The sequence below is a fragment of the Serratia grimesii NBRC 13537 genome, assembly GCF_001590905.1.
GTDB lineage: Bacteria > Pseudomonadota > Gammaproteobacteria > Enterobacterales > Enterobacteriaceae > Serratia > Serratia grimesii.
The window spans coordinates 126208-150608 of the sequence record NZ_BCTT01000015.1; the positions used below are offsets into that span (position 1 = coordinate 126208).

18 protein-coding genes are annotated in these 24401 nt (G+C 55.0%); 4 read left to right on the forward strand and 14 right to left on the reverse strand.

Annotated elements, in window-relative coordinates:
* Positions 1 to 2: 2 nt before the first annotated feature.
* The gene (locus SGR01S_RS19275) at positions 3 to 1310 is read right to left on the reverse strand and encodes an MFS transporter (protein ID WP_037417576.1); all 1308 of its coding nucleotides are present in this window, start codon (positions 1308 to 1310) and stop codon (positions 3 to 5) included.
* Positions 1311 to 1675: 365 nt separating this feature from the next.
* Between SGR01S_RS19275 and SGR01S_RS19280 the strand changes: the two genes are divergently transcribed.
* The 3 genes from SGR01S_RS19280 (at position 1676) to SGR01S_RS19290 (ending at position 4368) form a co-directional block, all read left to right on the forward strand.
* Positions 1676 to 2758 carry a LacI family DNA-binding transcriptional regulator gene (locus SGR01S_RS19280; RefSeq protein WP_037417573.1) on the forward strand — a complete coding sequence of 361 codons (1083 nt, stop codon included), beginning with the start codon at positions 1676 to 1678 and terminating at the stop codon, positions 2756 to 2758.
* A gap of 243 nt (positions 2759 to 3001) precedes the next feature.
* Positions 3002 to 4027, forward strand: a complete 1026-nt coding sequence (locus SGR01S_RS19285; RefSeq protein WP_061808314.1) for a M4 family metallopeptidase — start codon at positions 3002 to 3004, stop codon at positions 4025 to 4027.
* Complete coding sequence (locus SGR01S_RS19290; RefSeq protein WP_037417570.1) at positions 4027 to 4368, forward strand: protealysin inhibitor emfourin; 342 nt, start codon at positions 4027 to 4029, stop codon at positions 4366 to 4368. Before SGR01S_RS19285 ends, SGR01S_RS19290 begins: the two co-directional genes overlap by 1 nt.
* Positions 4369 to 4438: 70 nt before the next feature.
* On the opposite strand, the gene SGR01S_RS19295 is transcribed toward SGR01S_RS19290, so the two are convergent.
* The 13 genes from SGR01S_RS19295 to SGR01S_RS19355 all read right to left on the reverse strand — a co-directional run bounded on the left by SGR01S_RS19295 (position 4439) and on the right by SGR01S_RS19355 (position 23125).
* Positions 4439 to 4660 (reverse strand): zinc ribbon domain-containing protein, encoded by a 222-nt coding sequence (locus SGR01S_RS19295; protein ID WP_061808315.1) that lies wholly within the window; start codon positions 4658 to 4660, stop codon positions 4439 to 4441.
* Between the two features lie 13 nt (positions 4661 to 4673).
* On the reverse strand, positions 4674 to 5630 hold the full coding sequence (locus SGR01S_RS19300) for an AEC family transporter (RefSeq protein ID WP_037417564.1): 957 nt from the start codon (positions 5628 to 5630) through the stop codon (positions 4674 to 4676).
* Between the two features lie 98 nt (positions 5631 to 5728).
* A complete protein-coding gene (gene der, locus SGR01S_RS19305; RefSeq protein WP_037417561.1) occupies positions 5729 to 7216 on the reverse strand; it encodes a ribosome biogenesis GTPase Der in 1488 nt (495 codons plus the stop codon).
* A 241-nt stretch (positions 7217 to 7457) separates the two neighbouring features.
* Positions 7458 to 8639, reverse strand: a complete 1182-nt coding sequence (gene bamB / locus SGR01S_RS19310) for an outer membrane protein assembly factor BamB (protein ID WP_037417558.1) — start codon at positions 8637 to 8639, stop codon at positions 7458 to 7460.
* Positions 8640 to 8650: 11 nt separating this feature from the next.
* Positions 8651 to 9271, reverse strand: coding sequence for a YfgM family protein (locus tag SGR01S_RS19315; RefSeq protein WP_037417556.1), 621 nt, complete (start codon positions 9269 to 9271; stop codon positions 8651 to 8653).
* 13 nt (positions 9272 to 9284) lie between these two features.
* Positions 9285 to 10559: a histidine--tRNA ligase gene (gene hisS / locus SGR01S_RS19320; RefSeq protein ID WP_037417553.1), complete on the reverse strand. Its 1275-nt coding sequence runs from the start codon at positions 10557 to 10559 to the stop codon at positions 9285 to 9287.
* A 138-nt stretch (positions 10560 to 10697) separates the two neighbouring features.
* Positions 10698 to 11819: a flavodoxin-dependent (E)-4-hydroxy-3-methylbut-2-enyl-diphosphate synthase gene (gene ispG / locus SGR01S_RS19325; RefSeq protein ID WP_037417550.1), complete on the reverse strand. Its 1122-nt coding sequence runs from the start codon at positions 11817 to 11819 to the stop codon at positions 10698 to 10700.
* A 47-nt stretch (positions 11820 to 11866) separates the two neighbouring features.
* On the reverse strand, positions 11867 to 12838 hold the full coding sequence (rodZ, locus tag SGR01S_RS19330; protein ID WP_061808316.1) for a cytoskeleton protein RodZ: 972 nt from the start codon (positions 12836 to 12838) through the stop codon (positions 11867 to 11869).
* The gene (gene pilW / locus SGR01S_RS19335; protein WP_037417543.1) at positions 12828 to 13577 is read right to left on the reverse strand and encodes a type IV pilus biogenesis/stability protein PilW; all 750 of its coding nucleotides are present in this window, start codon (positions 13575 to 13577) and stop codon (positions 12828 to 12830) included. Before pilW ends, rodZ begins: the two co-directional genes overlap by 11 nt.
* Before the next feature lie 87 nt (positions 13578 to 13664).
* On the reverse strand, positions 13665 to 14861 hold the full coding sequence (gene rlmN, locus SGR01S_RS19340) for a dual-specificity RNA methyltransferase RlmN (protein WP_061808317.1): 1197 nt from the start codon (positions 14859 to 14861) through the stop codon (positions 13665 to 13667).
* A gap of 279 nt (positions 14862 to 15140) precedes the next feature.
* On the reverse strand, positions 15141 to 15566 hold the full coding sequence (gene ndk, locus SGR01S_RS19345) for a nucleoside-diphosphate kinase (RefSeq protein ID WP_012146321.1): 426 nt from the start codon (positions 15564 to 15566) through the stop codon (positions 15141 to 15143).
* Between the two features lie 181 nt (positions 15567 to 15747).
* Positions 15748 to 18072, reverse strand: coding sequence for a peptidoglycan glycosyltransferase PbpC (pbpC, locus tag SGR01S_RS19350; protein ID WP_061808318.1), 2325 nt, complete (start codon positions 18070 to 18072; stop codon positions 15748 to 15750).
* Between the two features lie 61 nt (positions 18073 to 18133).
* Positions 18134 to 23125, reverse strand: a complete 4992-nt coding sequence (locus SGR01S_RS19355; protein WP_061808319.1) for an alpha-2-macroglobulin family protein — start codon at positions 23123 to 23125, stop codon at positions 18134 to 18136.
* Between the two features lie 146 nt (positions 23126 to 23271).
* Between SGR01S_RS19355 and SGR01S_RS19360 the strand changes: the two genes are divergently transcribed.
* Positions 23272 to 24282: a LacI family DNA-binding transcriptional regulator gene (locus SGR01S_RS19360; RefSeq protein ID WP_037417534.1), complete on the forward strand. Its 1011-nt coding sequence runs from the start codon at positions 23272 to 23274 to the stop codon at positions 24280 to 24282.
* Positions 24283 to 24401 lie beyond the last annotated feature (119 nt).

The window sequence follows — 24401 nt, forward strand, 5'->3', positions numbered from 1 at the left end:
ACTTAACTATTGAGTGTTTTTTTACCGCCGCGTTCGGCGATTAAGGCAATCAGGAATACGGCACCGATCAGGTCGAAGAAGCCCATGGCGATAAATAACGGGTTGAAGCCGACGGTATCGGAGACCGCGCCAATCAGCAGCGTGAACAGGAAACTGGCGATCCAGGCGCTGGAGCCGCGCATACCGTTGACCGTCGCTACCTGATTTTTATCGAATGATTCCACCACCAGCGCGCTGAGCATGCAGGAGATCACCTGATGGCCGAAACCGCCGATCGAGATCAGTGCGATCGCCACATAGGGATCTTTGGTGATCGCCACAAACGCCAGCGAGACCATCATGAATGCGCCGGTGACCGAGCTGGCAACCACCGAGTTGACGCGGCTGCAACCAAACCATTTACGGTACAGCGTGGTGAGATAACCACTGGCAACGCTGCCGATGTCCGCCGCCAAAAACGGCAGCCAGGCAAACATGGCGATGTGTTTTAAATCCATGCCGCGTTCGGTGGCCAAATACAGTGGCACCCAGAAACTGAATACCGCCCAGGCCGGCTCGGCGAGAAAGGCCGGAATGGCAATGCCGTAAAACTTTTTGTTACGGCAGAGAATGGCCAACGACTTGAAGAAAGGCAGTCGGGGTAATTCCGGCTCGTTATCTTCGCGGATCAGATCCAGCTCCTGCTGGCTCAAATTGGGATGCTGTTGCGGTGAATGGTAGAATCGCCACCACAGCACCACCCAGATCAGCGCCAACGCGCCAGAGAATAGAAAGGCACCCTGCCAGCCAAAGGAAACGTGAGCAATTACGATGATTGGCGGTGCCAGCATGGCACCAATAGAAAACCCGACGCCCGCCCAACCGGCGGCAATGGGCCGTTCCTTTTTTGGGAACCAGTCAGAAATCGCTTTGGCGTTGGCCGGCGTAGCCGCCGCCTCCGCCCCGCCCATAAAGAAGCGCAAGATAGCCAGTTGCACCCAGGTCCCCGCTCCGGCATGCATCATGCAAACTACCGCCCAGATACTGGCGCAGATTAAAAATCCCATTTTCAGGCCGATTACGTCAATCAACCAGCCACATATGGGTTGAAACACCGTATAGGCCAATTGGAACGACGCGACGACCCAGGAATATTGCTCGGTAGTCATGTTCAGGCTGGTTTTCAGCTCCGGCGCCAGAATACCCAGCGAGTTGCGGGTAATGTAGTTGACCGTGACACCCAACAAAAACAACGCCAGCATCCACCAGCGCAGTGATTTAAATTTGCGCCGACCGCTAACCACAGCCGTCTGATTCATTTCCACACTCATCTGTCTTCTCTCCATAACGGCTGCCCGGTGAAACAGCGCGCTTTTTGGTAGGGTACGTTTTGGTATCGAAGGTATGGGTCGTTGAAAACTGCGTTGCACTTCAGAGAGACAGATGCATCATTATCACAACCACATGATTTATTTTCATTTTATTTATAATTCAGTCGATTAATTGGACTGATAAATCTATAAAGTTGGCATACCAATTCAGACTAGCGAGCCGGTGAAGAGAGCGAAACGTAGTTTTTTGCAAAAATTTTCATGTATAGGCTGAATGATCGCCATAATGGCGAAAGAAACCTGACAGTACGCCGAAAAAACACTGTGAAAATATTTTCACAGTCAAATTTGAAGGAGATCACAGAATGAACGGAAAGCTGAAAATACAGGAAATTGCCCAGCAAACGGGGCTATCAATCAGCACCGTTTCACGCGTACTCGCGGGCAAATCCAATACCAGTGCCGAAGCACGCCAGAAGGTGCTGGCCTGCGCGCAACAAAATGGCATCCTGCAAGGGATATCCAGCGGACGACTGATGCTGAACAGTGTCATGGTCTTTGCCCCACAGCGTGCCTTTGACGTACGTACAGACATCTTTTACTACAAAGTGATCCAGGGGATCACCGCCGCATTGGCGGAACATGAGGTGCGTATCCGCTACTGTGGGCTTGAGGAATTGCACAGCGACGGCGCACTGTTTCTGGAAAAAATGAGCGATCCACAGACACAAGCCGCACTGATTATCGGCATCGATGATGAACACATTCATCAATTGGCCGCCGATCTGAACAAACCCTGCGTACTGATTAACTGCACTGACCGCCAAATGCGGCTCGATAGTGTCTCACCCGATCATCAACTGATTGGCGAATTTTCTGCCAATTACCTGATCCAACAGGGTCACAGCCATATTCTTAACCTGCAATGCCTGCGTCGACACACCATGGAGCTGCGGCTGGCAGGCATTAAACACGCCTATGCACGGCATAATATTGCCTTTGATGACGGTCGCCATCTGGTTACCACTTCAGGTTTCGGTAGTGAAGAGGCTGAACAGGCGCTCACCACCTTTATCAACCGGGTCAGCCACCGTTCGCAGCTACCAACGGCCATTCTTGCCGGTGGCGACTATATGGCGGTTGGCGCGGTCAAGGCACTCAACAAATTGCAGTTGAGCGTGCCGGGCGATATTTCGGTAATGAGCACCGACGGTTTTAATCTGGCAGAAATTCATGACGTTCCCCTCACTTCCGTACATGTGCCTCGCGACGAACTGGGCTATGAGGCCATTCAGCTCTTGCAGCGCCGCATGCTGCGGGCCGATGCGCCGCCGTGCAATCTTCTGTTACATGGCAAGCTGGCGGTACGCGCTTCGGTCAAACGCGTCAGCGCTCATAAAACCAGCCCGGCGGTCAGCACTCACGATCACCGCCTTTACGATGTCTGAACTACACTTAGTGGCAGAATCTTTATAGGTACCCTATAGCTTTCAAGCTACAGTCAGGCAACCAGCTATCAGGGCGAATTTATTCGCCCCCTACAGTAACTGGAGTGAGCGACAAATCTGTCGGGAACAGATTTGAAAGCGTGATCAACGGCCCTGAAAGGACGAGGGCCGTAAGCAGGTAACAACGCTGTAGCTTGAAAGATGACGGGTAAATTTTTTGCCCTTTGCCTAAGGAGAGCCACTATGACGACCCTAACAGCACGATCGGTCATCCCCCCTTATATGCTGCGCCGGATCATTGAGCACGGCAGCCTGCCGCAGCGCGACTGCGCATTGCATACCCTGAATCATGTTCAAAGCCTGCTCGGCAACAAGCCGCTGCGCGCACCCGGTGCGAAAACCTCCAGCGCTGGTGTGGTCATCCGCGATATTTTTGATGCCGAAAACGGCACCCAACTGCCGGGTAAACAGGTGCGTAATGAGGGCCAGGCCAGTAATCATGACGTAGCGGTGGACGAAGCCTATGACTATCTTGGTGTTACCTATGATTTCTTCTGGCAAGCGTTCAAACGCAATTCTTTGGACAACAAAGGCCTGCCGCTAACCGGCAGCGTGCATTACGGTAAGGAATATCAGAACGCCTTTTGGAACGGCCAGCAGATGGTTTTCGGCGACGGTGACGGGGAGATCTTTAACCGCTTTACCATCGCTATCGACGTGGTCGGCCACGAGCTGGCGCACGGCGTGACCGAGAGTGAAGCCGGGTTAATTTACTTCCAGCAGGCCGGTGCGCTCAATGAGTCGCTGTCTGACGTGTTCGGCTCCTTGGTCAAGCAGTTCCACCTTCAGCAGACTGCTGAGAAAGCCGACTGGCTGATTGGCGAGGGGCTGTTGGCAAAAGGCATCAACGGTAAAGGCCTGCGTTCGATGTCGGCGCCCGGTACCGCCTACGACGATCCACTGCTGGGGAAAGATCCACAGCCAGCCAGCATGAAAGACTATATCCAGACCAAAGAAGATAACGGCGGCGTTCACCTTAACTCTGGCATTCCCAATCGCGCGTTCTATCTGGCGGCAACTGCACTGGGTGGTTTTGCCTGGGAGAAAGCCGGTTATATCTGGTATGACACACTTTGCGATAAGGCACTGCCGCAGGACGCTGACTTTGCCACCTTTGCTCGTACCACGGTGAAGCATGCCAAACAGCGTTTCGACAGCACGGTCGCGGACAAGGTACAGCAGGCCTGGCACCAGGTGGGAGTGGAATAATGAAACCTTTACCGGCGCTCAATCAGGACACCGTCATTGAGCTGGCGCGTGAAGGCGGCTTTGCCTTTATTCCTAAACTGGCAGGCCAGCGGCGCATTGCGCTGGCCGACATTACACCGGAACAACGGCAGCGCCTAAACCAACTGTTGAACCAGACGCTGCCCTACGCACAAGAAGAAGGCAAACCGGGCTCCCCCGGCTGCGGTGATCAACGTTATTTTCGCGTGCAGATCAGCTACTACAGTGAGGCCCTGTGCAGTGAGATCGTACTGCTGATCCCGGAAACCAGCGCCCCACAGGCGTTGATTGACTTGTGGAAAACGGGTCAGGTGGATGAGTGAACAAACATGGAGATGTAGAGGTGCCGCATGTTGCACCCACGTGGCGAATCGGGGCGAATTTGTTCGCCCCTTACAGAAGGATATAACTAAATAACACCCGCTTTTTGGATATCAGGCCATGGCCGTTCTGGCACAGGTAGTCCACCGCACCGCAAGCCTTCAGCTCTTGCAACGGCTGCCCGCAATCCGGGCAATTAGCCAACTGTTGATAATCGCTGTTACAGGCGACGCAATGGTAGTGACCATTCACCCACTCCATCTTTTGCTCGCATTGCGGACATTGCGCTTCCATAGTCACTCCCAGATTAAATCACGCCCCATGAGCGTAAGAAATAGATGCCCAGCGCGGTAGTGAAAAACGAGCCGACAGTGGTGATGGCGATAATATTCGCCGCCAGCGTGGCATTGCCCCCCATCGCACGCGTCATCACATAGCTGCCAGAAGCCGTTGGCGTGGCCGAGAACAGGAAGATAATCCCCAATGCCGCGCCGTGAAAACCGCACAACCAGCCACCGAGCGTCATTATCACTGGCACGACAAACAACTTGGCCGAAGAGGAGAGCGCCGCCACATTGGACGAGCGAAACATGGCGCGTAGATCCAAACTGGCACCGGTACACAGCAACGCCAGCGGCAGCGACAGTGCCGAGATGTAACTGCCGGTCTGTCTGATCACCTGCGGAATACCCAAACCAGTCTGCGCATACGCCAGCCCACACACCAGACCGATGATTAACGGGTTAGTCACGATGCTACGCAACAACGATAAGCGGCTGATTCGTTTCCCCTGCCCACCTTGTAAGCTGCGCGTCAGCGTAATCACAGACAGCACGTTGAACAGGATCACCGTCACCGTCAGATACAGCGAGCCCAACGCGATCCCTTCGCTGCCATAGGCCGTCATGGCGTATGCCAATCCAACAATGGCGGTATTGGCACGGAAGCCACCTTGCACGAACACACCACGCTCGCGCGGTTCCTTAACCAACCACACTGCCGCCATCTCCAGTAACAAGAAGGTGGCCAGAGTGCCAACCGCGCCGAAGATTACCAGCGGCAGGTTGCCCAATAATTGTGGATGGTTGGTCGCAATGCTGAAGAACAACAAACAGGGTAGCGCCAGATTGAACACCAACTTGGTGGCGCCGTCGATAAAACGATCGTCCATCAAACGCCAATGGCGCAACAGTATGCCCAACAACATCATTAACAGATTCGGTACGGTGACGTTGAATGCAAAACTCCAGGTTTCCCAGGACATGACGTTCCTTCAGCTGATGGCGATAATCTACGGATAATAAAACGATTTCAGACCAATAAAAAAGGGGCGCGGTATCACTACCGCGCCCCTCATACTGATTATTTGCTTTTCTTCAGGTGGCTCATCAAGCGTTTACGCTTGCGCATCTGGTTCGGCGTCAGCAGGTTACGCTTACCAGCAAACGGGTTTTCACCCTCTTTGAACTGGATACGGATTGGCGTACCCATTACCTTCAGAGAACGACGGAAGTAGTTCATCAGGTAACGTTTGTACGAATCGGACAGATCAGTCACCTGGTTGCCGTGGATCACCACAATCGGTGGGTTATAACCACCGGCATGTGCATACTTCAGCTTCACGCGGCGACCACGCACCAACGGTGGCTGGTGATCGTCGGCAGCCATCTGCATGATTTTGGTCAGCATTGAGGTGTTCACACGACGGGTCGCACACTCGTAAGCTTCCAGTATCGATACGAACAAGTTGCCAACACCGCTACCATGCAGGGCCGAGATGAAGTGGATGCGGGCGAAATCGACAAAGCCCAGGCGCAGATCAAGCATCTCTTTCACGTGGTCACGATCTTCCTCGCTCATGCCGTCCCACTTGTTGACCGCAATCACCAGTGAGCGTCCACTATTGAGGATAAAGCCAAGCAGCGATAGATCCTGATCGGAGATGCCTTCGCGTGCATCCACCACCAGCAATACTACGTTCGCGTCTTCGATCGCCTGCAGCGTTTTGATTACCGAGAACTTCTCTACGGTTTCCGTTACCTTGCCACGCTTGCGCACCCCGGCGGTATCGATCAACACATATTCGCGTTCGTCGCGTACCATCGGAATATAAATGCTGTCACGAGTGGTGCCTGGCATGTCGTACACCACAACACGTTCCTCGCCGAGGATACGGTTAGTGAGTGTGGACTTACCCACGTTAGGGCGACCCACGATAGCCAGTTTGATCGGCAAATCTTGTGGGTTGAAGTCGTCTTCCGGCTCTTCTTCTTCGCCTTCGAGGGTCTCACCTTCTTGCTCAGCCCAATAAGCGGCATTAGCCTCTTCTTCGGTCAGCTCTACTTCTTCCGGCTTTTCACCGACAAACGGCACCAGCACATGTTCAATCAACTGCGCGACACCACGGCCGTGAGAAGCGGCGATCGCATGCACGTCACCCAGACCCAGCGAGTAGAAATCGGCGGTGGCCATGTCAGGATCCATACCGTCGGTTTTGTTAGCGACGAGGAAGGTGGCCTTCTGGCGGTTGCGCAGATGCTGGGCGATGCCCAGATCGGCAGGCATCAGACCCGCGCGCGCATCAACCATAAACAACACGATATCAGCTTCTTCGATCGCCAACAGCGACTGGCCAGCCATACGTGTTTCAACACCGTCTTCGGTACCGTCAATACCGCCGGTATCAACGATGATAAATTCATTACCCTCAACTTCTGCACGACCATACTTGCGGTCTCGCGTTAGCCCGGGGAAATCCGCCACCAGCGCATCGCGCGTATGTGTTAAACGGTTAAACAAGGTGGATTTACCCACATTCGGGCGCCCAACTAGCGCGACGACAGGTATCATTGTGAAGCCTCATTACTTAATAATCAATGCGTTACTGCACCATGGGTAGACACCAAGCGTGCAGCTTATAAAATACGAAACGGCCCCTGAACCCTCAGGAGCCGTTTTCCCCTTCATCTTTCGCGTCGCAGTGGCATGGACTGCGCACCCTCATCCCAGTCACTTATCCTGGGGTTCTGTGCGCTTGTCGCCTGACTGCACCCGAAAACTTTGGGTACTGAAAAGGTTGCGACGATCGGCGTTAGCGGGTGAACGCGTAAACTTTACCGCCCTTCGCCTGGATGACCAGCTTATCGCCAGCTACCATCGGCGCAGACAGGAAGCCGGAGCTATCCACTTCCTGCTGAGCAACAAAACGGCCGTCCGTGGTGTTGATCCAGTGCAAGTAACCTTCAGAGTCACCCGTCACCAGGAAGCCATTATACATGACTGGCGGGGTCAGGTTACGGTGCAGCAGATCACTCTGCGTCCACACGGTCACGCCACCTTCGGTGCTCAACGCCACCACGCGATCATTCTGATCCACCAGGTAGATGCGACCGGCATCAACGATGAAATCGTTCACAGAACCCAGTTCACGCTTCCACATGATCTGACCTGAACGCAGATCCAACGCCGTCAGGTTACCATTGTAACCTAATGCGTAGACAACGCCTTCAACAATCACCGGCGTCGTGTCGACATCGTTCAAACGATCGATTTCAGTCGCGCCGCTCGGTTGAGAAATACGTTGCTGCCAGATCAACTGACCCTGCTGCATCAGCACTGCGCTGACGCGACCGTTATCACCGCCAACAATGGCTGCGCCAAAGGCAACGGCCGGTGCAGACTCACCACGCAGTGACAGAGAAGGCATATCCAGGTTAACAGTCCACTTCACCGCACCATCAGATTCGTTCAGCGCCTGCAGCAGACCGTTGGAGGTGTGGATCAGTACCATACCGTCGCTGATCACCGGACGTGAAATCGCTTCACCGGCAACCTTGGTCTGCCATGCCACTTTACCGTCTGCGGTATTCAGTGCGTAAACTACGGCTTTCTCACTGCCAACATAAACTTTGTCACCAGCTACCGCCATGCCACCCGACAGCAGCGCCGGCAGATTGCTGGACAAGAAGCCGGTTTTCTCAGAGAGATCAACCTTCCACTTTTCATTACCGCTGTCAGCGTCCATCGCTTTCACGATGCCGTGGCGATCGGCGGCATAAATTGTGTTGTCCTGGAAAGCGGGACGCAGGTGAGAATAAAACTCACCAACACCGTCACCGACCGAGGTGCTCCACGCTTTGTTTGGCGTGAACTGATTTTCAACTTTCGGCAGCGGCGACATGGTAACCACGTCTTCTTCACTGTTGAACAGTGAGCAACCACTCAGCAAGGCAACGGAAACCAGTCCGACCAAGAGTGTTTTACGCAATTGCATGGGAATTCCCCTTAGCTGGACAAGTTATTCAATTTCATGCGCAGCAGAACCTGCAGCGCCTGAGAAGCGTTAGACTCAATGCCTTTACTGTAAGCCTCACGCGCACCTTTGGTGTCGCCTTTGGCCAACAGCACGTCGCCGCGCGTATCTTGCGCCATCGCCGCCCAGCCTTCGCCTTTCACGCCATCCAGCGTTTTCAGCGCGTCATCCAGCTTTTTCTCTTGCATCTGAACACGTGCCAGACGCAGATTAATTATCGCAAGCAGGTTTTCGTCTTTGGTCTGACCTTGAGCCAGCACCAGTTGTTGATCCGCTTTGGCAAAGTCATTCTGCTCAACAAAATGCTTCGCCAGCTCCAGCGAGGCCAGCACGCCGTAGCTGTTGCTGTTGGCCTGAGCAAACTTCTGCGCAGCGGCCACGTCGTCCGGCTTACCGTCAGCCAGACGATCGCTGGCTTCCTGATAGGATTGGGACGCAACCATCATGTTGGCGTTTTCGTGGCTCTGCCAGTAACGCCAGCCGACCAGGGCACCAATTCCGAGCACCACGCCCACTGCCAGCGCTTTGCCATTCTCGGCAAAGAACCGACGCACGGCGTCGACTTGTTCGTTTTCAGTGGTATAGACTTCCACGGTGTCCTTCTCCTTAACCTAACATCAAAGCCAGACGCGCAGCGACTTCGCTTTGCGCCAGCGTTTCTTGTTCACCACTGCGCAGGTCTTTGACGACGACCTGCTGGGCCGCGACTTCGTTCTCACCCAGGATCAGGGCAATACGCGCGCCCCACTTATCTGCACGGGTAATCTGCTTCTTAAAGTTACCGCCACCGTAGTTGGTCATCAGTTTTAGCTGTGGCGCGGCATCACGCACGCGTTCAGCCAACTGCATCGCCGCACTTTGGGTACCGGCACCGGAGGAGATCACATACACGTCAATGGTCGCCGCGGCTTTAAACTCTGGGTTCACTGCCTGAACCAGCAGCACCAAACGCTCCAGACCCATCGCGAAACCGACCGCTGGCGTTGCACGCCCGCCCAGTTGCTCGACCAGCCCGTCATAACGACCACCAGCACACACTGTCCCCTGAGCACCCAAACTGTTGGTCACCCATTCAAATACAGTGCGGTTGTAGTAGTCCAGACCACGCACCAGGCGTTCATTGATGGTATATGGGATACCCGCCTGAGCTAAAAGTTCACACAGACCGTCGAAGTGGGCTTTGGATTCTTCATCCAGATACTCGGACAGGCGTGGCGCGTCGTTCAATAGCGCCTGCACTTCCGGGTTTTTCGAGTCCAGTACGCGCAGCGGGTTACTGTACATGCGGCGTTTACAATCGTCGTCCAGCTTCTCTTGATGCTGTTCCAGGAACGCCACTAAAGCATCACGGTAGTTAGCACGGGCTTCCAGTGAACCGATGGAGTTCAGCTCCAGCTTAACGTGCTCGGAGATCCCCAGCGCTTTCCACCAACGGGCGCTCAGCAAGATCAACTCGGCGTCGATATCCGGGCCTTGCAGGCCAAACACTTCTGCACCCAGTTGATGGAACTGGCGATAACGGCCTTTTTGCGGGCGCTCGTAGCGGAACATCGGACCGACGTACCACAGACGCTGCTCCTGATTGTACAGCAGACCATGTTCAATGCCGGCGCGCACGCAACCAGCAGTCCCTTCTGGACGCAGCGTCAGGCTTTCGCCGTTGCGATCGTCGAAGGTATACATCTCTTTTTCTACGACGTCGGTCACTTCGCCGATCGCGCGTTTGAATAACGGGGTCTGCTCTACAATCGGCAAGCGGATTTCGCTGTAACCGTAGCCGCTAAGCACCTGTTTCAGGATGCCTTCAATACGCTGCCATAATGCCGTTTCTTCCGGCAGGTAGTCGTTCATGCCGCGAATGGCTTGAATGTTCTTTGCCACGTGAGTTCTCTGTCCGTTGTCTATAAAAATGAACCCGATTATAGGGACTTTGCCGCCCTGTATTCAACGCGAATACAGCGTTCTGCTCCCGGGTTCATAAACAAGCGGGCTAAAAAGCCCGCCGTATCGATATAATGCTTATTTTTCCAGCAAGTTGACCGCGATGCGATTGCTTTCATCCATCATCGACGCCTTGGCGCGGATTTTGGCTTCCAGTTGGTCAATCATCTGTTCGTTGTCAAAACGTTCTCTCTGGCGCACGCCATCTTCGTAGAATCCGCTCTTTTTGTGACCACCGGTCACACCCAGCGTGGAAACCAACGCTTCGCCCGGACCATTGACCACACAACCGATAATCGAAATATCCATCGGTGTGATGATGTCTTCCAGACGCTGTTCCAGCGCGTTCACTGTGCCGATAACATCAAATTCTTGACGAGAACAGGTTGGGCACGCGATGAAGTTAATGCCGCGAGCACGAATGCGCAGCGATTTCAGAATGTCGAAACCGACCTTCACTTCTTCTACGGGATCGGCAGCCAGTGAAATACGCAAGGTATCGCCAATGCCTTCTGACAGCAGCAGCCCCAGACCAATCGCCGATTTCACTGACCCACTGCGAGCACCGCCAGCTTCGGTGATGCCCAGATGCAGCGGCTGATCGATACGGGCGGCCAACAGACGGTAGGATTGCACTGCCAGGAACACATCGGACGCCTTGACACTCACTTTGAACTGGTCAAAGTTGAGACGATCGAGAATATCCACATGACGCATAGCGGATTCGAGCAGCGCTTCCGGCGTAGGTTCGCCGTATTTTTCCTGGATGTCTTTTTCCAGAGAGCCGCCATTTACCCCGATACGGATCGGGATATTTTTATCGCGAGCGCAGTCCACGACTGAACGGATACGCGACTCGTTACCGATATTGCCTGGGTTGATGCGTAGGCAGTCGACGCCATATTCAGCAACTTGCAGCGCAATGCGGTAATCGAAGTGGATATCAGCGACCAGCGGCACGTTAACCTGCTGCTTGATCAGCTTGAACGCCTCAGCGGCATCCATGGTGGGAACTGAAACGCGGACAATATCAACGCCCACACGCTCCAGCGCTTTGATCTGATTAACCGTTGCTTCAACATCGGTAGTACGGGTGTTAGTCATCGACTGCACAGCAATCGGCGCACCATCACCAATAGGCACATTGCCGACGTAAATTCGCGTTGATTTTCGACGGTTGATGGGCGATTGGTTATGCATTACTTACTCTCCATTGTTGCCCTGACTTAACGACAATGGCCGCGCAATTACTGCGCGGCAACGGTCAGACGAGCAACACGGTTTGACTTAACAAACCGGCTTAAATCAACCGGCTTACCTTGATATTGAATCTGTACTGCGGCCGGTGCGCCAATAGTCAATTTGTACGGCGCGGTGCCCGCCAGGCTCAGCTTGCCGCCACTTTTCTGGCTGCCGCTGTACAGCGTTTTACCGCTGGCGTCGGTCACCTGCAACCAACAGTCGGCGGAGAAGCTCATCACCAGCGCGTTAGGATCAACAGCCGGTGCAGCCACACCCGCGTCTGCAGTCGGCAACGGTGCGGCTGGTGCCGCAGGCGTTGTCTCAGGCAGCGTCGTCTGGCTTGGTGAAACGACAGCAGGTTGCTGCGCAGTTGCACTGCCGGTAGCGGCCGGAGTCTGTGACGGCTGTGGAACAACGCCGGTATCAACCGGCGTAGAACCACTGTCAGCCAAAGGTGCACTGTTGTCGGCATTGCTGTCGGTCAACGGCACTGATTGGCCCTCACTGTTTTGTGAAAGCTGGGCAGAGGATTGATCGGCCATCGTGACGATCTCTTCCTGCTGGGCCTTGTGGTTTTGCCACCACCAGGCGCCGGTCAGGCCAACCACCACGAAAACGATCAACCACGTGAAGCTCATCAACCAACCGTCGCGTTTCTTGCGACGCTTGCCCAATGAGAAGCTCTGCATTGGCGCAACCTTTGCCACCTTCAGCGGAGCCTGCTTAGCCAACATCGGCAGCAGCTCATCCTCTGGCAAACGCACCAGCTTGGCGTAAGAACGGATATAACCGCGCACAAACGTTGAAGCCAGATCTGCGGAAAGATTGTCTTCTTCAATGTCACGCACAGTAGACATTTTGAGGCACAGGCGTTCTGCAACGGCCTGTTGACTCAACCCGAGTTGTTCACGGGCTTGACGCAGACGTTCGCCTGTCGTCATTGATACGGTTTTATCTTGGGAGGCTTCAGTATTCATTAGCTAAGAACTGCTGGTACTGTTTGGATTGTGGAAAACTTCGCGATAACTGCTTGCCATAGCGTTGCACGCTATCTTGGCGCCCGGCTAACGCGGCGAAACGAATCTGTAACCATAAGCTGTCGGCGCTAGCCGGCAAAACATGTTGATAACTATCCAATAAAAGTTGCGACTGTGCGCGCTTCCCTTCTCCAAATTGCTTTTCTGCCTCCACCAACAGTGGAGTGCCTTTGTCCGGATCGACCTTCAGCGCACGCGTTAACAAGGTACGTGCTTCATCGTTCTGTCCGGCCTTGAGAAAACAGTAACCTGCGTTTTCCAGGCTGTCGGCAACCTGACCGTAATCCGGTGCTACTGCCGCAGCGCTAAACTGCTGTTGTGCCGGTACATACTGCCCTAAACTGCAAAGAAACGCACCGTAATTATTCAGCACGGTGCCATTGCCCGGCGCAAGTTTGAGCGCCTGCTGATAACGTTGTTCAGCCGCGACATTCTCGCCAATCTGCTGCTCGTAGAGTGCCATTCCCAATTGGGTCCGGTAATCCTGTGGGGCAGCATCCGCCGCTTTCTCCAGATTCTGTCGTGCGGCGTTTAAATCGCCCTGCTTCAGATATTCCAGACCCAGTTGCAAACGCGTTTGGCCCACTTCAGGCTGCGCGTTTTTTTCTTCCGGTGCTGAACCGGAACAGCCCGCCAGTAACCCGGCCGCCAGCAACGTACCCCACAGAGTCAGCTTCATGCCTGCATTCATTTCCTTGTCTGATGCTATCTTGGCGTCCATTCACATAACAGACTGTAAGATAACAAAAAAATCATGCTATAGGGTTCAGACCGCACGCACGGTGATAGGTTCCCCGGCCATTTTCTTTTTCAGGGTACGCTTGGTACGGTCGATCACTTCACCCGCCAATTGCCCGCAGGCGGCATCGATATCATCACCACGGGTTTTACGAACAATAGTCGTAAAGCCGTATTCCATCAACACTTTGGAAAAACGATCCACGCGGCTGTTGGAGCTGCGGCCGTAAGGTGCGCCAGGGAACGGGTTCCATGGGATCAGGTTGATCTTGCACGGCGTGTCTTTGAGGACTTCGGCCAATTGGTGCGCGTCGTCAGTGCTGTCGTTGATATGATCCAACATGACATATTCGACCGTGACTCGGCCCTGATTCGCATTGGATTTTTCCAGGTAACGGCGTACCGCAGCCAAGAAGGTTTCGATATTGTATTTGCGGTTGATCGGCACGATATCATCGCGGATCTTGTCATTCGGTGCATGCAGCGAGATGGCCAGCGCAACGTCAATCATATCGCCCAGCTTGTCCAGGGCAGGCACGACACCTGATGTAGACAGGGTAACGCGGCGTTTGGACAGACCAAAACCAAAGTCGTCCAGCATGATTTCCATCGCCGGTACCACGTTGTTCAGGTTGAGCAACGGCTCACCCATGCCCATCATCACCACGTTGGTGATCGGACGTTCGCCGGTGACTTTCAGTGCGCCGATAATTTTCGCTGCACGCCACACCTGGCCAATGATTTCAGACACGCGCAGGTTGCGGTTAAAGCCTTGCTGCGCGGTCGAACAGAATTTGCATTCCAGTGCACAACCCACCTGGGAGGAGACACACAGGGTCGCGCGGTCGCCGTCCGGGATATACACGGTTTCGACCTGCTGGTCGCCAACCTTGATCGCCCATTTAATGGTGCCATCGGCTGAGCGTTGTTCTTCCGCCACTTCAGGTGCGCGGATCTCGGCAACGCGTTGCAATTTATTGCGCAGGACCTTGTTAATGTCGGTCATTTGCTCAAAATCATCGCAGCAATAGTGGTACATCCACTTCATTACCTGATCGGCACGGAAGGGTTTCTCGCCCATTTTGGCGAAGAATTCACGCAATTGCTGACGGTTCAAATCCAGCAGGTTAATTTTGGCCACAGCCGGTGTTTCCGCGTTAACGGATTGAGTAGTCAGCGAATTATTTTCAGACACGATGTGCTCGGACGTGATGGGTTCTAACATAATTGATCTCTGGCCTCGTTGTTACACTTTATGGCGCGAAAGAGTTGAAAGTAAGTGCGTCGTTCAACCCGCAAAAATCGGGCGACGGCGCTAAAAGCGCGCCCCTGATAAGTCGACTTATCAGGGGCGCGGCATTGTACAAATTTTAGTAGCAGCTTTCCACGTCTGAAAGATATTCAGGGCATTTTTATTGTTTCAGCCGATGAATACCGTGTTCTGGTCGGGTGCTGCACCCGTGCCAATCGGGGCGAATATATTCGCCCCCTGGCGACGGGCAGATTAACGTGAGCAGATTTCGCTTTCGTTAAAGAAATACGCGATTTCACGCTGTGCAGATTCTACTGCGTCAGAACCGTGTACGGCGTTAGCAGTGAAGCTGTCCGCGTAGTCAGCACGCAGGGTGCCGGCCAGCGCGTTGTCTGGGTTGGTAGCACCCATGATGTCACGGTTGCGCTGTACTGCGTTTTCCGCTTCCAGAACCTGAACCACGATCGGGCCAGAGGTCATGAACTCAACCAGACCATCGAAGAATGGGCGACCTTTGTGCTCAGCGTAGAAGCCTTCTGCTTGCTCGCGAGTCAGACGCAGCATCTTGGATGCGATGATTTTGAAACCAGCGCGCTCAAAACGCGCATAGATTGCGCCGATGTCGTTGTTAGCTACAGCGTTTGGTTTAATGATGGAAAAGGTACGTTCTACAGTCATGATGGCCTCTATATAACTTCCAAAATAGACCGGTCTGCAAACAGGGTGCCGGCCTTCTCAAGTGGCGCAGATTATATGTGCGCTGTTAACGCTTGCCTACGGGAAAATCAACATTTCATTAAAAAATTATTATCTTCATTCTTCACTTTGCGGTTCAGAGCGCAGGTTGCGAAAATCCAGCCTAATCGAAGGTAAATTCGCGCAGCGCGACCTGACCACTTTCATCCAACACACTGAGCTGATAGCGGCCCGGTTGCGTCAGTGTCTGCAATAACGATTCCCCTTCTCCCGCTAATTGGCCGTTCAGGAACCACCAACGCTGTCCACTGCCGCCCTGCGCACTGACCCGTAAATCCAGTGCATGCTTGCCGGGCAAACGACGCAGCAACGCGCCATCGCGCACGCCCAACATCAGTAACGGTGGTGCTTCCTGCTGTTGCAACGGTGGGCATTGTGGATCAACAGCCGGTAAACGCTGGGCACGGCGCTCAGTCAATGGCAGCCAGGGTTCCAATGGCGTAGGCCACAATGCCAACCGCCGAGGTGTTGCCCCTGGACAATCTGCCGCAACGCGAAGCCCGCGCGGGTTTAGCCACACCAGCGGCTGGCTACCCAGAACGCTTTCCTGCCCCGGTGCGGGTAACGTTGGCGGGATAGTTCCGTCAAGGATCCAACTCAGGCGACGTTGACGGCAATTACCGTCACCCGCAGGAAGCGGTTGCCCGCCCGGCCAGCAAATCACCGCGTGGCTGACGCTGGCAGGACGTGGATCCACCGGAATGCCTTCCCCACGCTGCCGTAAAGAGGTCAGCAACAGATTATTGACCTGATTGAGCAGTGGTACCGCCGTGGCAAAGCCAAATTGCCCGGCGACCGGCGTGCCGTCTGGTCGCCCGACCCAAATGCCGATCGTATAGCGCGCATTGACTCCGATGGCCCAGGCATCGCGATAGCCGTAACTGGTACCGGTCTTCCATGCCAGCGGCACAGTGGCGGGCAATGCATCATCTGGCAACGGACGAGCCTCCCCCGCCAAGATTCGCCGCACAATCCAGGCGGCACCCGGTGACAACAGTTGGCGATCATAAAGCCCTTGTTGAGGCGTAAAGCGCAGCGGTGCCACTCTACCTTGCCGAGCCAGTGAACTGAATCCGGCGACCAACTGATCCAACCGTGCACCGGCTCCGCCCAAAATCACAGCCAGACTCGGATCGGCATGCGCAGGCAGTCGCAGTTCAACGCCTACATTGCGTAGGTTGGCAGCAAAGCGTTTTGGTCCATAGGCCTCCAGCAATTGCACCGCGGGCAGATTAAGCGAGTGCGACAGTGCATCACTGGCGCTAACCGGACCATGAAAACCGGTATCAAAATTTCCGGGGCGATAATCACCAAAACGGCGAGGTACGTCCTGCAACAGCGATTCAGCGTGGATCAGGCCGTCATCCAGCGCCAAACCATACAAAAACGGTTTGAGCGTTGACCCCGGTGAACGCCAGGCGGCCACCATGTCGACATGGCCAAAGCGGCTGTTATCGTTAAAATCTAACGATCCCAGATAGGCACGTACTTTCATATTAGCGTGATCAACCACCAACACACCCACAGAGGTTTTCTCTGGTAATTGACTCTTCCAGCCGCGGGCCAGTTCTTCCAGCCGCCGTTGCAAGGTTGCGTCCAGCGTGGTGGTCACCACCTGGCTACGATTGCCTTGTGTCATCCGCCTTGCCAGTAACGGGGCCAACTGCGGTACCTGGCGCGGGGCCAACCACAACGCTTCCTGACGGATTTCCGCCACCTGCGGTGCTGGCCAAACCTGATAATACGCCAGGCGTTCCAGCACCTTGTCACGCGCAGCCTGCGCCCGTTCCGGATAACGGTCCGGCCGCAAACGGCTGGGAGCCTGCGGCAACACTGCCAGCAACGCCGCCTCGCCACGCGTCAGCGCCGAGGGTGGTTTACCCAAATACGTCCAACTGGCCGCGCCAATGCCCTGCAGCGTGCCGCCGTAAGGTGCCCGGTTAAGGTAGATTTCAAGGATTTGATCTTTCGACAGATGCCATTCCAACTGAGCGGTACGCCACACCTGCCGCAGTTTACCGCCAAGCGTACGTGGATGAGGATCAATCAAGCGTGCAACCTGCATCGACAACGTACTGCCGCCGGAGACAATCTGCCCGTTACGCAAATCTTGCCAGGCAGCACGGACCAGCGCCAAGGGGTTAATACCAGGATGCTGATAAAACCAACGATCCTCATAAGTCAGCAGCGCCTGCAAATAATAGGGCGATACCTGCTGCAGGCTGACCGGATAACGCCATACACCATCACTGTCCGCATAACGCCATAATGGTGTGCCGTCTTCCGCCACCACCACGCGCGCCATCTCGGCATCTTTTAAGGGTAACGGCCACAGCCGGTCTGCCAGCCACAGCAAAGCGGGCAGCAGGAAAATCGCCAGCAACCAGACTGCGCCACGGCGACGTAAATGGGTGAAAAATCGCTTCATCGATAAAGTATCACTCTCTTACCCCGCCACCGGAGAAATCACCGGGGCGGAGTAAAAGGGATTATTGCGCGATATCAAGCCGTTGCGGCGTCGCACCCAGCGCACGCCAGGCAGGAACATACATCGACTCAACCTGCGGTGCCGGCACCAGATAAGAACCCGGCGTCACGGCCCGAGCCAGATACAGCAGCGTGGTATGACGGTAGCCGTCAATATTCACCGCTGCCACATAGCGATCGTCACGGAACTCCTGATGTTTGATGTCGGCTTGCTGCATGTCCTGCAACAGTTCAGTCACGCTGCTGGCGCTTTCACCCAAGCTGGCGCTGCTGTCGCCCAAATTCTGGTTCTCCAGTTCCAGACCCGCGGGCAGGAGATCAACCACCAGCGCATCCGGCACCTGGTTATCAGCCCAGACATCCAGGTGTACCAAGATCAATTGGCCACTTTTTAGTTGGGTCAGATCCACCGCTTTACCGTCCAGCCCAAGGAATTCACGACGAATATTCAGCACATTGCTTTGCGGCTGCGGTGCTTGTTGCGGATAACCGACCAGATCGACCCGGTTGTACAGCGTACCGCTGCCGGTATTGGTAAGCTGTAACCCGGTAGCCAACTGTTCAGCAGACAGGTTTTGCGTCAGCGCCTGGCTACCGGACAGGGTCTTGCCCTGCGCCGTTTGCGCTTGCCATGGCGTTTCAGCACTGCCAATCAGGTTGCGCGCAGCCAGGAACAAGGCATTGCTCTCCTGCGTGGATAGATAGCGTTCACCGTTAAGTCGTTCAGATAGCGTCAGCAAGCGCTGGTCGCGCTCGGCCGGCAGCAGATTATTTTCGGTCAACAACGCCAGAATCATCGCGTCATCACGCAATGGACTGCCGTAATCTTCCAGCCAGTAGTCCTTGGCATTACGCTGCGTAGCCAGCCCCTGTTCGATCGCCTGATTAGCTCGCGGCATATCCCCCATCAACTTCAGCGCCACACCAAGCTGCACCAGCGGCAAGCCCGAACGAGCATCGGCGCGACGCTCAAACAACTGTCGCAATGCTCCAAGCGGTGCCTGTTGTTGACGCGCCAGTACCAATCCGGCATAAGCCTGCACCGCAAAACGGGTGTGGTCCGGATACTGGGTGGAAGCAACGTCGATCTGGCTGCGATCCTGCAAATAGCGTTGCAGACGATTGTTGGCAGCCGTCAGGGCATCGGCCGGCACGCTGTAGTTTTGCTCACTGGCGCGGAACAGGAAGTCGGTGGCATAGGCCGTCAGCCAGAACTCCTCCTGACTATCGCGGTTCCACAAGCCAAAACCTCCGTTATAGCGCTGCATGCTAAGCAGATGCTCGATGCCGACATCGATACTGGTACGGCGACTTTCATCGCTACCGGATTTGATGCCCAGCGCGCTGAGCTGCGCCCGGTTGGTATACAGCGACGGATAAAGCCCGCTGGTCGTCTGCTCCAGGCAGCCATAGGGATAGGCATACAGTTCGCTGATGTAACGCGCCAGGTTGATTGGCGGACGGCTGGTCAACAGCAGTTGCCCTTCGGTCGTCGCCTGCACCAGCCCGGCGGCGGCATCTGCCGGCAGATCCCAACGTTCACCGGCGTGGATTACGCTGGCGAACTGACGGGTTTGTGCTGGATAGGCCGGCCGCACGCCAATCTTCCAGGTATGCTGATAGTCTTTTAACGTTTCCCCCGGCAGTACCAAACCACTAACCGTCAGCGATACTTCGCCTTGTCCAAAGCCTGCCAACGCCTGCACGGGGATGTGTAGCGTGGTGCGCTGGCCGTTTGTCAGGTTGACTTGCTGTTCAGTTGCCCCCTGCAATGCCACCAGCCCGTTGGAAGTCAGTTTTACTATTAATGCCTGCGGTTGCCCGGACAGGTTACTGACATCTAGCGCCAACTGGGTGCTGTCACCCCCAGCCAGGAAGCGCGGTGTCGCCAATTCAGCCACCACAGGTGCGGCCACGACGGTCTTGCCTTCTGCATTGCCGAAGTCTTCATCACTCCACGCCTGCGCCATCAGCCGCAGCTCACCGTTGAAGTCCGGAATGGCGATCTGGATTTCACCTTCGCCGTTGGCATCCAGCTTAACCGGTTGCGCCTGCTGGGCAACAATGGTTACCGCAGTGATCGGCTTTTTGCCACCGCGTGACAGCGCATCTTCGTCATCGCCGTCGCCACCGTAACGCAGGTTAGCCAAGCGCCCTTTACCTTCGATCAGTTGGCCGTAAACATCGTACTGATCGGCACTGTAGCGTTTGCGGCCAAAGAAGGCCTGATAGGGATCCGGCGTTGCATAGTCAGTGATATTGAGGATGCCGCTGTCCACTGCGGAAAGCAGCACGTTGATTTGTTGCGGCGGTTTACCGCTGCTGTGAGCAGCCTTCACTTTCACCGTCAGCATCTGGTTTGGCCGCATACGCTGCGGCGCGTCCAACGTCAGCGCCAGTTTACGTCCCTCATCCACTAAAGGCAGATGCAACAATCCGACAGCACGTTTCGGCGTCGACTGCTGTTGCTTATCGCCCGGACGGATCACCAATGCACTGAGATACAGATCATGACGTTTCCAGTCCTGGTTGATGGGCACTTCAACATCAACCCCTTTAGCGGGTACGTCCAACTCCTGCCACCACAACGGGCCGTCACTGGATTCCACCAGCAGATAACCCTTGCCGGCGGCTGGCGCTTCAATATGCAGCTTCACTTTTTCACCCGGCTTATAGGCCGGTTTGTCCAGCTTCAGCTTCACTTGATCTGGACGCACTGCGCCGCTGCCGTTGGTGTTGTCCTGCCAGCTGTAGCCCGCCCAGAAACGCAGGCTGCTGATCAGATTGCTTTGCGGATCCACCACCTCAATGCGATACGCGCCCCACTCCACCGGGAAACTGACCTTTGCACTGCCATTGGCAGCAATATCGATGGTTTGCTCTGCCAAAGGCAGATCTTTCTTGTCGTACAATGACTGCCAGCCTTCGCCTTCTGACCACTGCCAGTAATAGTCGCGACGTTCACGCACCAGACGGGCTTTCAATCCGTTGACCGCCAGCTTTTCACCAGCAGCATTGGCATAGACGATATCAAAACCAGCCTGGGTATTTTCATCCACCACGGGCTGGGCCTGATAGCTGTTACTACGATAATCATAAATCTGTTGTTTGTTGAATAATGGCCGTATGCCAGGCAGCGCATCAGCAGGCCAGATCGCCTGTTCGGCGCGGCGCGTCACCGGACGGCCACCAGACTCCAGCAGGCTGGCCTGCAAGATGGCCTTCAGTGGCGATTTCACCTCAGCCCAACTACTGTCCACCGCCACTTGCGCTTTGCCGGCATTATCCAACGCTTGATCAAACTCATCCATATTGCGTGACAGGCTTTCTTCCGTCACCGAACCGAATTCATAACCCGGTAGACTACTGACGGCTTCACGCTGTGGTCGCAGGAATACCTGCCCTTGCAGACGGTTGCCCGAAGCCGGTGCGCCGTAGAGATAACGGCCGGTAACATCGAACACCAGTTGCGCGTCAGGACGCAGCGGGGTTTTCTCCCCGGTAATATCGAGCGCCATACGTTCCGGCAGGAAATCCTCTACCTTGAAGCTGTAAAGCCGCGGCTGGTTATCACCCAGATTAAAGCGCAACGACCAGTTGCCCGTCGGGCCACCCTCGGGGATTTGATATTGGTATTGGTACAGACCATCCTGCGGTTGCCAGACAAAGCTCCTCGCCACCTGATCGTCCGGTTTGACGATATCCACCTTCACTGGCTGAGCTGGCAGCGGCTTGCCGTCAGCGTCACGCAGCAGGCCATTAACGATCAGTGTTTCGCCTGGGCGATATAAATCACGCGGTCCGAAAGCGAAGAACTGTTTGCTGTAACCTTCCGGGCCGGCAATATCGAACTCAGCCAAATCCAACGCCGGTGTCGACAGATCAATCATGCTGGTCTGGCCCTGTTGAGTGGCCAGCAACAAGCGCGCCTTATTGCTTTTCGTCAACTGGGCATGCCCTTGCTTATCGGTGGTCCCCTGAGCCAGCGCTTGACCTTTTTCATCCAATAGACGCAGTTCAACGGCACCCAATGCTGCGCCACCATCCAGCGCCTGGGTGAACACGTCCAGACGATCATGATAGCTGTGGAGTGAAACACCGATATCGCTGAGGGTAAACAGAGTCGCCGGATTGGTATAGCCATAGTGTCCGGCCTGTTGCATCACCGCCAGGTAGACCCCCGGTTTCTGCAAGGCTTCGATGCCGCTCAGCGGCAACAGCAGGCGTTCGCGGGTATTGCGCTGCGGGTTAAGATCAAAACGGCCGCTGTAGACCAGATCGGCCATTTTCAGCAGTTCTTCCGACTCCCAACTGGAGAGCGAATTGCGATATTCCCAGTTTGCCAGGAACGCCGGTAAGGCATCGGCCTTCACCCGGAAGAAGTTGACGTCAACATTGTCGACGTTCAACGCCATGACCGGTAAGCCCGCTGCCAGCTTAGTCGGCAGCAATGAGCCTTTACCGGCAAAGCCGACGCTTGGTTTGATGTCGCGGGTGGTAATCGTCTGTTCCTGCTGTTTGCCCAGTTCGGCACCGTTGACCGCTTTAAGGCCACTTTCAATGGTCAGCACCAGTTTGCGGTTAGGTTGCAGATGACGCAGCCGCAGTTCCATCAGGTTGTCTGATAGTTCCCAGGCACCGTCGATTTTACCGCTGACACTGTCGACCAGATGGACTCGTGCGGCGAAATCTTGATTGGGATCGAGCGGCAAAGAAAACGTCAACACCATGGCACTGGCGCCGTCGAGCTGCAGTTCAGAGGCATCGAGCAGCGTCAATGGCTTGCCAGCGTCGCGTTTCGCTAACGTCGCCAGCGCAGCAGCATCCGGTCTCTTGGCCTGTGTAACGCTGCTCGCCTGAGCATCAGCCTGCACTGCCGTGGGCGTTTTACCGCCGTCATCACAGGCGGTCAGCAGCAGTAAGCCCCCCGCCAATGCAATCCCCTGACAAAGCTTCTTGCCTGATGCAAATGCCCCTGAATGGCATGGTTTCATCGTTTAACTCCCTGGCAACGTTTACGCGACACGGGTCGACGCAATATCCGAATATGGATGAATAATAGCAGTGCTGTTAGCATCAGACCCAGCCCAATTTCCCCCTTTAACGGAAAGCGCTGCCACAGCCTTAAGCAGGAGATGATATGGCCACAATGAAAGAGGTTGCCCGGCGCGCTGGCGTATCAACGGCCACCGTCAGCAGGGTTATCAATAACACCGCCTATGTTGAGCCGGTAACTCGCGAGCGCGTTGAAAAGGCCATGCGTGAGTTTAACTACCACCGCAATGCTGCCGCGCTGGCTCTGGCAAAAAGAAGTGGGAATATGCTGGGGTTATTGACCGGTAATCTCGACGACCCTTTTTTTTCACGGCTCGCACGGGGCGTAGAGGATGTCACCCGCAAAGGCGGCGTAAAACTGATGGTCTGCAGTGGGGGGCATCAAGCCGAACTGGAGAAAAACGGCCTCGACTTTCTGATCAATCAGGGTTGCGAATCCATCGTTGCTCACGTTACCCGAATGAGTGATGCCGACGTTTTGCGCTATGCCGCCCATACCCCTGCAATGGTGGTGATTAATCGCTATTTGCCCGCCATCGCCAATCGTTGCATTTGGCTAGACAATGCCAGCGCTTCACGAGCCGCCACCCAAATGCTTATTGAGCATGGGCACAGGAACATCGCCTGCATCACCACAGACTTGCCGATCGATGACCGAAAACAGCGTCTGGAGGGATATCGAACGGCCATGGCTGATGCCGGGATCTCGGTACCGGGTTCTTGGATCATCAGTGTCCCCTTCAATGAGCAAGGGGGCGAATTAGCCGCAGAAAAAATACGGGCCAGCAAGCATCCGTTTACCGCTGCACTCACCTTCAATGACGTGATGGCCGCTGGCATGATGCGCACCTTCCACCAGCATCAAATGAACCTGCCTGAAGATCTCTCGATTGTCGGGTTTGATGACGTGGCTTTGGCTAAATACCTCCATCCATCACTAACCACGGTGCATTACCCGGTTGAGAAAATGGCCCGACGCGCGGCTAATTTGGCGTTGCAGCTCAATTCCGGTGCTGCTGTGACACCCCAGAACAATATGTTTACTGCTGAGCTGATCCTGCGAGACTCCGTCGCTTCCATAGAAAAAATACGCTAAATCAAGAAAACAAGGTCATTAAGTGAGAGGTGACTCACATAACCCTATGCCATGAAACCGATTACATAGACAGTTGCCCGCGCTCACACCTCATTCATAACGAATTCATTAGGCTTGCG

What these genes read in the sequence shown, in the direction of transcription:
- der (WP_037417561.1), bottom strand. Translation starts at nt 7,216, where the DNA reads ATGATACCTGTCGTCGCGCTAGTTGGGCGCCCGAATGTGGGTAAATCC.
- SGR01S_RS19355 (WP_061808319.1), bottom strand. Translation starts at nt 23,125, where the DNA reads ATGAAACCATGCCATTCAGGGGCATTTGCATCAGGCAAGAAGCTTTGT.
- rodZ (WP_061808316.1), bottom strand. Translation starts at nt 12,838, where the DNA reads ATGAATACTGAAGCCTCCCAAGATAAAACCGTATCAATGACGACAGGC.
- SGR01S_RS19280 (WP_037417573.1), top strand. Translation starts at nt 1,676, where the DNA reads ATGAACGGAAAGCTGAAAATACAGGAAATTGCCCAGCAAACGGGGCTA.
- ispG (WP_037417550.1), bottom strand. Translation starts at nt 11,819, where the DNA reads ATGCATAACCAATCGCCCATCAACCGTCGAAAATCAACGCGAATTTAC.
- SGR01S_RS19360 (WP_037417534.1), top strand. Translation starts at nt 23,272, where the DNA reads ATGGCCACAATGAAAGAGGTTGCCCGGCGCGCTGGCGTATCAACGGCC.
- rlmN (WP_061808317.1), bottom strand. Translation starts at nt 14,861, where the DNA reads ATGTTAGAACCCATCACGTCCGAGCACATCGTGTCTGAAAATAATTCG.
- SGR01S_RS19285 (WP_061808314.1), top strand. Translation starts at nt 3,002, where the DNA reads ATGACGACCCTAACAGCACGATCGGTCATCCCCCCTTATATGCTGCGC.
- bamB (WP_037417558.1), bottom strand. Translation starts at nt 8,639, where the DNA reads ATGCAATTGCGTAAAACACTCTTGGTCGGACTGGTTTCCGTTGCCTTG.
- pilW (WP_037417543.1), bottom strand. Translation starts at nt 13,577, where the DNA reads ATGAAGCTGACTCTGTGGGGTACGTTGCTGGCGGCCGGGTTACTGGCG.
- SGR01S_RS19295 (WP_061808315.1), bottom strand. Translation starts at nt 4,660, where the DNA reads ATGGAAGCGCAATGTCCGCAATGCGAGCAAAAGATGGAGTGGGTGAAT.
- SGR01S_RS19290 (WP_037417570.1), top strand. Translation starts at nt 4,027, where the DNA reads ATGAAACCTTTACCGGCGCTCAATCAGGACACCGTCATTGAGCTGGCG.
- SGR01S_RS19300 (WP_037417564.1), bottom strand. Translation starts at nt 5,630, where the DNA reads ATGTCCTGGGAAACCTGGAGTTTTGCATTCAACGTCACCGTACCGAAT.
- ndk (WP_012146321.1), bottom strand. Translation starts at nt 15,566, where the DNA reads ATGACTGTAGAACGTACCTTTTCCATCATTAAACCAAACGCTGTAGCT.
- SGR01S_RS19275 (WP_037417576.1), bottom strand. Translation starts at nt 1,310, where the DNA reads ATGAGTGTGGAAATGAATCAGACGGCTGTGGTTAGCGGTCGGCGCAAA.
- pbpC (WP_061808318.1), bottom strand. Translation starts at nt 18,072, where the DNA reads ATGAAGCGATTTTTCACCCATTTACGTCGCCGTGGCGCAGTCTGGTTG.